Origin of the sequence: Rubellimicrobium mesophilum DSM 19309 (assembly GCF_000600335.2) — a bacterium.
Lineage (GTDB): Bacteria > Pseudomonadota > Alphaproteobacteria > Rhodobacterales > Rhodobacteraceae > Rubellimicrobium > Rubellimicrobium mesophilum.
The window spans coordinates 1-9,121 of sequence record NZ_KK088636.1 but is presented as its reverse complement, the minus strand read 5'-3'; the positions used below and the strand labels follow the sequence as shown (position 1 = coordinate 9,121).

Annotated in this window: 6 protein-coding genes and 1 pseudogene; 6 read left to right on the top strand and 1 reads right to left on the bottom strand. The window is 70.2% G+C overall.

The features are described 5' to 3' along the window. Positions 1–86 precede the first annotated feature (86 nt). A complete protein-coding gene (locus RUMESO_RS22645; RefSeq protein ID WP_037284158.1) occupies positions 87–1,031 on the bottom strand; it encodes a LysR family transcriptional regulator in 945 nt (314 codons plus the stop codon). 155 nt (positions 1,032–1,186) lie between these two features. Here RUMESO_RS22645 and chvE point away from each other — a divergent pair, with 155 nt between their 5' ends. From chvE to RUMESO_RS22615, 6 genes and pseudogenes are all read left to right on the top strand, one after another. Next, a complete protein-coding gene (gene chvE / locus RUMESO_RS22640; protein WP_037284155.1) occupies positions 1,187–2,263 on the top strand; it encodes a multiple monosaccharide ABC transporter substrate-binding protein in 1,077 nt (358 codons plus the stop codon). Between the two features lie 68 nt (positions 2,264–2,331). Beyond that, positions 2,332–3,893: pseudogene (mmsA, locus tag RUMESO_RS22635) on the top strand (multiple monosaccharide ABC transporter ATP-binding protein). After that, the gene (gene mmsB, locus RUMESO_RS22630; RefSeq protein WP_082484590.1) at positions 3,886–5,160 is read left to right on the top strand and encodes a multiple monosaccharide ABC transporter permease; all 1,275 of its coding nucleotides are present in this window, start codon (positions 3,886–3,888) and stop codon (positions 5,158–5,160) included. The pseudogene mmsA and the gene mmsB overlap by 8 nt, the downstream one beginning before the upstream one ends. Before the next feature lie 7 nt (positions 5,161–5,167). Further along, positions 5,168–6,151 (top strand): AraD1 family protein, encoded by a 984-nt coding sequence (gene araD1 / locus RUMESO_RS22625; protein WP_037284152.1) that lies wholly within the window; start codon positions 5,168–5,170, stop codon positions 6,149–6,151. 10 nt (positions 6,152–6,161) lie between these two features. Continuing rightward, positions 6,162–7,904 carry an L-arabinonate dehydratase gene (araD, locus tag RUMESO_RS22620; protein WP_037284149.1) on the top strand — a complete coding sequence of 581 codons (1,743 nt, stop codon included), beginning with the start codon at positions 6,162–6,164 and terminating at the stop codon, positions 7,902–7,904. A gap of 57 nt (positions 7,905–7,961) precedes the next feature. Further along, on the top strand, positions 7,962–8,879 hold the full coding sequence (locus RUMESO_RS22615; protein WP_037284146.1) for a Gfo/Idh/MocA family protein: 918 nt from the start codon (positions 7,962–7,964) through the stop codon (positions 8,877–8,879). Positions 8,880–9,121: the final 242 nt, after the last annotated feature.

Genomic DNA, 9,121 nt, shown 5'->3' with positions numbered 1-9,121 from the left:
GGGGTCCCCCCCGCCAGCCCCGGCCCGACAGCGGCGCGCCCGGCCCGAGCGTGGTGTGGCGGGGTGAACCCCGCCCTACGTGGGCCTCAGGGCACCTGCGTCCGCACGAGGTCGCGCAGGCGCTCGGCCGCAGGGGTCAGGCGGGCGCCGCGCAGGGTCATCAGGCCGAAGGCGGGGACCACGATGCCGAGGTCGAGGGGCAGGACGACGAGCCCGGCCTCGGGCCCGGACGCGAAGCGTCGGGCGACGGCGCTGGCGAGCGGGGCGATGGCGTTCGACTCTCGGAGGAGCGCCAGGGTCAGCAGGAAGGACGAGGTGGCGAGGCGCCCGGGCGGGGGCGGCAGGCCGAGCGACGCGAGCCGTTCGAGGACGGTGCGGCGCAGCAGCGTCCCCGGGCCGGGCAGCACCCAGTCGTAGTCGAGGAGGTCGCGGGGGGCGATCTCCCGCCGCCGGGCGAGCGCGTGGCCGGGGCGGGCGACGAGCTCGACCTGCTCCTCGCCCAGGGGCTCGAGGTCGAAGAGGGCGGCTTCGCGATTCTCGGGCAGGCGGGCGAGCGCGAAGTCGAGGCGTCCAGCGAGGAGGAGGTCGGCGAGCGGCTCGGAGGGCGCGACCTCGACCTCGGTGGTGACATTGGGGAGCGCGAGGCGCGCGGCGCGGAGCGCGGGCAGCACCCGGTCGAGCGCGGGGCCGGTGACGGCGCCGAGGCGGACATGGCCCGAGAGGCCGCGCCCAAGGTCGCCCATCTCGCGCTCGGCGCTCGTGACCTCGGCGAGCGCCCGGGCGGCGCGGCGGGCGAGCGCCTGCCCCTCCGGCGTCAGGACAATGCCGCGCCCCGAGCGGAGATGGAGCGGGCGGCCGACGAGGTCCTCGACCTCGGCGAGGAGGCGGGAGGCGGCGGGCTGCGTCACCCCGAGCCGCGCGGCGGCGAGGCCGATGGCGCCGGTCTCGCCCAGGGCGGCCATGAGGCGCAGGTGCGCGAGCTTGAGGCCCCGGCGCAGGAGCCGCCCGGAGCCGTCCAGGGAGCCGTCCATTCATACCAGCTTTGTTATGCGAGTTGCCGGATATTGCGCTTTGACGCCTACGGCAAGGCTCGCCATGGTGCGCGGGCCAAGGGGGCGGCTTTGGGGCGGCCCTCGACGCTTTGGGTGTGGCCGCCGCAACGTGCGGCCCAAAGGGAGGACAATCCATGACGACCCGTCGCGCGGCCCTGGCCGCGATCTCGTTCGCCGCGCTCGCGGCCGGTGCCTTCAACCCGGCCTGGGCGCAGGACAGCAAGGGCACAATCGGCATCGCCATGCCGACCCAGTCGTCCGCGCGCTGGATCTCGGACGGCAACTCGATGGTCGAGCAGTTCGAGGCCGCCGGCTACGACACCGTCCTGCAATACGCCGAGGACGACATCCCCACGCAGCTCTCCCAGGTCGAGAACATGATCTCGCAGGGCGTGGACGCGCTGGTGATCGCCGCCATCGACGGCACCACGCTGTCCTCGGCGCTGGAGAACGCCGCCGCCGCCGGCATCCCGGTCATCGCCTACGACCGCCTGATCCGCGACACCGAGAACGTCAGCTACTACGCCACCTTCGACAACTTCCAAGTGGGCGTGCTGCAGGCCAACAGCCTGGTCGAATGCCTCAAGTCGCGCTTCCCCGACACGAAGCCCTGGAACGTCGAGCTCTTCGGCGGCTCGCCGGACGACAACAACGCCTTCTTCTTCTACGACGGCGCCATGTCGGTCCTGCAGCCGATGATCGACGCGGGCGACATCGTGATCCCCTCGGGCCAGACCGGCATGGACGTGGTGGGCACCCTGCGCTGGGACGGCGCGGTCGCCCAGGCGCGCATGGACAACCTCCTGTCCACCAACTACGCGGACAAGCAGCTCAACGGCGCGCTGTCGCCCTATGACGGCCTGTCGATCGGCATCCTGTCGTCGGTCAAGGGCGTGGGCTACGGCGCGGCCGACCTGCCGATGCCCTGCGTCACCGGCCAGGACGCCGAGGTTCCCTCGGTCAAGTCGATCCTCGCGGACGAGCAGTACTCGACCGTGTTCAAGGACACCCGGGAGCTCGCCCGCGTGACCGTGGGCATGGTGGACGCCGTTCTCCAGGGCGGCGAGCCCGAGATCAACGACACCACGACCTACGACAACGGCGTCAAGGTCGTGCCGTCCTACCTGCTCGTCCCCGTGCCGGTGGACAAGTCGAACTACGAGGAGACCCTCGTGGGCTCGGGCTACTACACGGCCGACCAGCTCCAGTGAGCTGATACCTTCGGGGGCGCCCGTCTCGCGCGGGCGCCCCTCTTGTCCTTGGGCCGAAGGAACCCGCCATGGCCGTCCTCCTCGAGATGCGGGGCATCTCCAAGACCTTCCCCGGCGTGCGCGCCCTGGACAACGTGACCCTGGAGGTGCGCGAGGGCGAGATCCACGCGCTGGTGGGCGAGAACGGCGCCGGCAAGAGCACGCTGATGAAGGTGCTCTCGGGTGTCTATCCGCACGGGTCCTACGAGGGGCAGATCCTCTTCGCGGGGCAGGAGGCGCGGTTCCGCGGCATCCACGACAGCGAGGCGGCGGGCATCGTCATCATCCACCAGGAGCTGGCGTTGGTGCCGCTCCTCAGCATCGCCGAGAACATCTTCCTGGGCAACGAGCGGGCGCGCGGCGGCGTCATCGACTGGCGCGAGACGAACCGGCGGACGGCCGAGCTGCTGGCCAAGGTGGGGCTGCGAGAGTCGCCGACGACGCCGGTGATCGACCTGGGCGTGGGCAAGCAGCAGCTCGTGGAGATCGCCAAGGCGCTGTCGAAGAACGTGCGGCTGCTGATCCTCGACGAGCCGACGGCGGCCCTGCAGGAGAACGACTCGCAGAAGCTCCTCGACCTGCTGCTGGAACTGAAGGGGCAGGGGGTGACGTCGATCATCATCTCCCACAAGCTCAACGAGGTGCGGCGCGTGGCGGACCGGGTCACGGTGATCCGGGACGGGGCCACGGTCTCCACGCTGGATGCGCGCCAGGGCGAGGTGTCGGAGGACCGCATCGTGCGGGACATGGTGGGGCGCGACATGGCGCACCGCTACCCGGAGCGGGCGAGGAACCCCGGCGAGGTGCTGATGGAGGTCAGGGGCTGGAGCGCCCGGCATCCCGAGCACCTCGACCGCGACTTCCTGAGGAACATCAACTTCTCCGTCCGCAAGGGCGAGATCGTCGGCATCGCCGGGCTGATGGGGTCCGGGCGGACCGAGCTCGCCATGTCGATCTTCGGCCGCTCCTGGGGGCGGGACATCCGGGGGCAGGTGCGGATCGGCGGGCGGGACGTGGACGTCTCGACGGTGCCCAAGGCGCTGGAGGCGGGGCTCGCCTATGTCACGGAGGACCGCAAGGCGCTGGGGCTGATCCTCGACGAGCCCATCGTGCGGAACATCTCGCTCGCCAACCTGCGCGGCGTGTCGAAGGGCGGCGTGCTGGACGAGGCGGCGGAGCAGAAGGTCGCGTCGCGCTTCCGCAAGGCCATGAACATCCGCACGCCCAACGTCTTCCAGCGGGTCGTGAACCTGTCGGGCGGCAACCAGCAGAAAGTGCTGCTCTCGAAGCTCCTCTTCACCGAGCCGAAGGTGCTGATCCTCGACGAGCCCACGCGGGGCATCGACGTGGGCGCGAAGTTCGAGATCTACGGGATCATGAACCAGCTCGCCGCCGAGGGGCGGGGGTCGTGATGATCTCCTCGGAGATGCCGGAGCTCCTGGGGATGTGCGACCGCATCTATGTGATGGCCGAGGGGGCCTTCGTGGGCGAGCTGCCGATCGCGCAGGCGAGCCAGGAGAGGATCATGTCGCTGATCGTGCGCGAGCACGAGAAGCAGGAATCGCTTGAGATGGAGGCCGCCCATGGCTGACGTGAACGACGGCGCACGGCTGGGGCCGGGCGAGCGCGGAGTCGGCGGGACCCGCGAAGGCGAGGGCAGCCCGCGCGGGGGCCTCAGCTACCTGAGCGAGAACCTCCGCGAATACGGGATGCTGCTGGCGCTGATCGCCATCGTGGTGTTCTTCGTCGCGGTGGTGCGGGCGCAGATCGGGGTCGACTTCCTCAACCCGCAGAACATCACCAACCTGTTCCTCCAGAACAGCTACGTCATCATCATGGCGCTGGGGATGCTTCTCGTCATCGTGGCGGGGCACATCGACCTGAGCGTCGGCTCGGTCGCGGCCTTCACCGGGGCGGTGGCGGCGGTGCTGACCGTGAACCTGGACTGGCCGGTCTACGCCGTGATCCCGGCGGGGCTGGTCGTCGGCGGCCTGATCGGCGCGGCGCAGGGCTACTGGATCGCCTACTGGCGCATCCCGAGCTTCATCGTGACGCTGGCCGGGATGCTGGTGTTCCGGGGGCTGACGCTGTGGCTCCTAGGCGGGCAGAACATCGGGCCCTTCGAGAAGTCGTTCCAGGCGCTCTCCACCGGCTTCGTGCCGGACCTGCTGGCCGGCGCGGTGCCGGACATCGAGTCCCTCCAGCGGCAGCCGAATTGGACGGCGCTGGTCGTGGCCATCGTGGCGGCCCTCGTGGTGGTCGTGCTGGGTCTCCGGGCACGGAGCCGCAACATCGCGCACGGCATGGCGGCCGAGCCCAGCGGCATTTTCTGGATCCGCAACGTCATCATCGCGGCGGCGCTGGTCTTCGTGGGCTGGAAGCTCGCCGGGTTCCGGGGCATCCCCTACGTCGCGGTCTGGATGGCGGTGCTGACGATCCTCTACGTCTTCGTCACCGAGAGCACGACTCTGGGGCGCCGGGTCTACGCCATCGGGGGCAACCTCAAGGCGGCGCGGCTGTCGGGCATCAACGCCGACCGGCTGACCTTCTTCACCTTCGTCAACATGGGCGTGCTGGCGGCGCTGGCGGGCATGGTGGTGACGGCGCGCCTGAACTCGGCCACCCCCAAGGCGGGCGTGGGCTTCGAGCTCGACGTGATCGCGGCGGTGTTCATCGGCGGGGCCTCCATGACCGGCGGCTCGGGCCGCATCATCGGGGCCATCGTCGGCGCCTTCATCATGGGCGTGATGAACAACGGCATGTCGATCCTGGGGATCGGCATCGACTACCAGCAGGTCATCAAGGGGCTCGTGCTCCTCGCGGCGGTGATCTTCGACGTCTACAACAAGAGCAAGTGAGGCTGGGATGCTGCTGTCGCAGATCAGGCGCCCCGATGGGGGGATCGGCGTCGTCGCGCGCGAGGGGTCGGAGGCGGCGCTGGTGAAGGGGGCCACCTCGGTCCGCGAGCTGGCGATGGAGGCCCTGGCCCAGAACCGGACGCTGGCCGAGACGGTGGCCGCGCATGGGCTGGGCGAGGCCGTGGACCTTGTCGCGGAGGCGGAGCGGGGGACGCTGCTGGCGCCCATCGACCACCCCGATCCGGCGCACCTGCACCTGACGGGGACGGGGCTCACCCATCTGGGGAGCGCCTCGACCCGCAGCGCGATGCACGCCAAGGCGAACGCCGACGATGCCACCGACTCCATGAAGATGTTCCGCATGGGGCTGGAGGAGGGCAAGCCCGAGAGCCTGCCCGGCGTGCAGCCGGAGTGGTTCTACAAGGGCAACGGCTTCCATGTCGCGGCGCCGGGGGCTCCGCTGGTGTCGCCCGCCTTCGCGCTGGACGGCGGCGAGGAGCCGGAGATCGCGGGCATCTACGTGATCGGGCCGGACGGCGCGCCCGCGCGGGTGGGCTGGGCGCTGGCCAACGAGTTCTCGGACCACGTGACCGAGCGGATCAACTACCTGTATCTGGCGCATTCCAAACTGCGGCCCGCGAGCATCGGCCCGGAGATCCTGGTGGGCGAGCTGCCCTCCGACATCCGGGGCGAGAGCCGGATCCGCCGCAAGGGCGAGGTGATCTGGCAGAAGCCGTTCCTGTCGGGCGAGGCCAACATGAGCCACAGCTTCGCCAACTTGGAGCATCACCACTTCAAGTACCCGCTGTTCTGCCAGCCCGGCGACGTGCACGTCCACATGTTCGGGACCGCGACGCTGAGCTTCGCCGACCAGGTCCGGGCCGAGCCGGGCGACGTCTTCGAGATCGAGGCGCCGGCCTTCGGGCTGGCCCTTCGGAACCCCCTTGCCATCGACGAGGACCGGGGCGTGGCCCAGGTCCGCCAACTGTAGGAAGATCATCATGGCCTTCACCCCTGCGCCCTGGCCCCGGAAGCTGCGTTCCCAGGAGTGGTGGGGCGGGACCTCCCGCGACAACATCTACCACCGCGGCTGGATGAAGAACCAAGGCTACCCGCACGACATGTTCGACGGGCGGCCCGTCATCGGCATCCTGAACACCTGGTCCGAGCTCAACCCCTGCAACGCGCATCTCGATATCCTGGCGCAGAAGGTGAAGAACGGCATCTACGAGGCCGGGGGCTTTCCGGTGGAGGTGCCGGTGTTCTCGGTGTCGGAGAGCACGTTCCGGCCGACGGCGATGATGTTCCGCAACCTCGCGGCGATGGCCGTCGAGGAGACGATCCGGGGCCAGCCCATCGACGGGGTCGTGCTGCTGGTGGGCTGCGACAAGACCACGCCGTCGCTCATCATGGGGGCGGCGTCGTGCGACCTGCCGGCCATCGTCGTCTCGGGCGGGCCGATGCTGAACGGCCACTTCCGGGGCGAGCGGGTGGGGTCGGGCACCCATCTGTGGAAGTTCTCGGAATCCGTGAAGGCGGGGCTGATGACCCAGGAGGACTTCCTGGAGGCCGAGGCCTCGATGAGCCGCTCGGCCGGGTCCTGCAACACGATGGGGACGGCCTCGACGATGGCCTCGATGGCCGAGGCGCTGGGGATGGCGCTGTCGGGGAACGCGGCGATCCCGGCGGTGGATTCGCGCCGGCGGGTGATCGCGCAGATGTCCGGGCGGCGGATCGTGCAGATGGTCAAGGACGACCTGAAGCCCTCGGACATCCTGACGAAGCAGGCCTTCGAGAACGCCATCCGGACGAACGCGGCCATCGGGGGGAGCACCAACGCCGTCATTCACCTGCTGGCGATCGCCGGTCGTGTGGGCGTGGACCTGAGCCTCGACGATTGGGACCGCTGCGGGCGGGACGTGCCGACGATCGTGAACCTGATGCCCTCGGGCCAGTACCTGATGGAGGAGTTCTTCTACGCGGGCGGCCTGCCGGTCGTCATCAAGCGGCTGGGCGAGGCGGGGCTCCTGCACGACGATGCGCTGACGGTGTCGGGCGAGACGGCGTGGGAGCAGGTCAAGGACGTCCAGAACCACAACCCGGACGTGATCCTGCCGGTGGAGCGGGCGCTGACGCAGTCGGGCGGGATCGTGGTCGTGCGGGGGAACCTCGCGCCCAACGGGGCGGTGCTGAAGCCCTCGGCCGCGACGCCGGAGCTGATGGTGCACCGGGGCCGGGCGGTCGTGTTCGAGGACATCGACGACTACAAGGCCAAAATCAACGACGAGGCGCTCGACATCGACGAGACCTGCGTGATGGTCCTGAAGAACTGCGGGCCCAAGGGCTATCCCGGGATGGCCGAGGTCGGGAACATGGGGCTGCCGCCCAAGGTGCTGCGGAAGGGCATCACCGACATGGTCCGCATCTCGGACGCGCGGATGTCGGGGACGGCCTACGGGACGGTGGTGCTGCATACCTCGCCCGAGGCGGCGGCCGGGGGGCCGCTGGCCATCGTGCGGGACGGGGACATGATCGAGCTCGACGTGCCGAACCGGCGGCTGCATCTGGATCTCTCCGACGCGGAGATCGCGGAGCGGCTCAAGGGCTGGAGGCCGGCGGCGGCGGTGCCGGAAGGGGGCTATGCCTGGCTCCACCACCTGCACGTCACGGGGGCGGACACGGGGGCGGACCTCGACTTCCTCAAGGGCTGCCGGGGCGCGCCGGTGGGCAAGGACTCGCACTAGGGGTTGCCGGGCGGGACCCCCGTCCCAGGTGGGGCGGGGGCCTTGGGGAGACAGGACATGACGAACCGGAAAGTCTGCATCGTCGGGGTTGGCAAGATCGCCCACGACCAGCACGTGCCCGCCATCGACAAGAGCCCGGACTGGGAGCTCGCGGCCACTGTCTCCCGCGCGGGGAGCGTGGAGGGCATCCCGATCTTCCGCGACTTCGACGTGATGCTGGAGGAGCGGCCGGACATCGAGATGGTGTCGCTCTGCATGCCGCCGATGGCGCGCTACCAGTATGCGCGCAAGGCGCTGCTGGCCGGGCGGCACGTGATGATGGAGAAGCCGCCGGGGCAGACGCTGGCGGAGGTGCAGGCGCTCGTGGGGATGGCGAAGGAGAAGGGGGTGGCGCTGTTTGCCACCTGGCACAGCCGGATGGGCAAGGGCGTGGCCGGGGCCAAGGCGGCGCTGGCGGGGAAGGAAGTGACGCGCGGCCAGATCACCTGGAAGGAGGATGTCCGGCAGTGGCATCCGGGGCAGGAGTGGGTGTTCGAGCCGGGCGGGATGGGGGTCTTCGACCCGGGGATCAACGCGCTGTCGATCCTGACGGAGATCCTGCCGGAGCCTGTCCATGTGACGCGGGCGGAGCTGGACTTCCCCGAGGGGCGCTACACGGCGATCGCGGCGCGGATCGAGTTCTCGCGCGGGGTCTCGATGGACCTCGACTGGCTCCAGAAGGGCGACCCGTCCTGGGACATCGAGGTCGAGACCGCCGAGGGGACCAGGGTCGTGCTGAAGTTCGGCGGGAACGAGCTCTGGGTGGACGGGGAGAAGATGCCCGGGGCGGAGATCGAGGAATACCCGGCGCTCTATGCGCGGATGGCGGAGCTGGTGGACCAGAGGGCCATCGACGTGGACCTGTCGCCCATGACGCACGTCGCGGACGCGATGACGCTGGGCAAGAGGCTGACGGTGGAGCCGTTCAGCTTCTGACGACGCGGAGGCCGTCCGGACAGGGTCCGGGGAATCGAGGGCGGGGCAGGCAGCGGTCCAGGGGCCGAGGTCCTGCCCGAGGTTCCGGCGCCGGGCGATGCGCGACAGCCGGGAGCCGGGGACGCGGACCCCCGCCCGAGGGTCCGCGCCGGCTGGTCCGGGCCGTCAGCCTTGGCGCGTGGAAAGCCACGCCGCGGCTCGCGCCCGGAGGCCACCTCGTCCGGCGGCCAAGCCGGCACGGG

Excerpts from the sequence above, each read along its gene's own strand:
- chvE (WP_037284155.1), top strand. The coding sequence starts at position 1,187 with ATGACGACCCGTCGCGCGGCCCTGGCCGCGATCTCGTTCGCCGCGCTC.
- araD (WP_037284149.1), top strand. The coding sequence starts at position 6,162 with ATGGCCTTCACCCCTGCGCCCTGGCCCCGGAAGCTGCGTTCCCAGGAG.
- RUMESO_RS22645 (WP_037284158.1), bottom strand. The coding sequence starts at position 1,031 with ATGGACGGCTCCCTGGACGGCTCCGGGCGGCTCCTGCGCCGGGGCCTC.
- araD1 (WP_037284152.1), top strand. The coding sequence starts at position 5,168 with ATGCTGCTGTCGCAGATCAGGCGCCCCGATGGGGGGATCGGCGTCGTC.
- mmsB (WP_082484590.1), top strand. The coding sequence starts at position 3,886 with ATGGCTGACGTGAACGACGGCGCACGGCTGGGGCCGGGCGAGCGCGGA.
- RUMESO_RS22615 (WP_037284146.1), top strand. The coding sequence starts at position 7,962 with ATGACGAACCGGAAAGTCTGCATCGTCGGGGTTGGCAAGATCGCCCAC.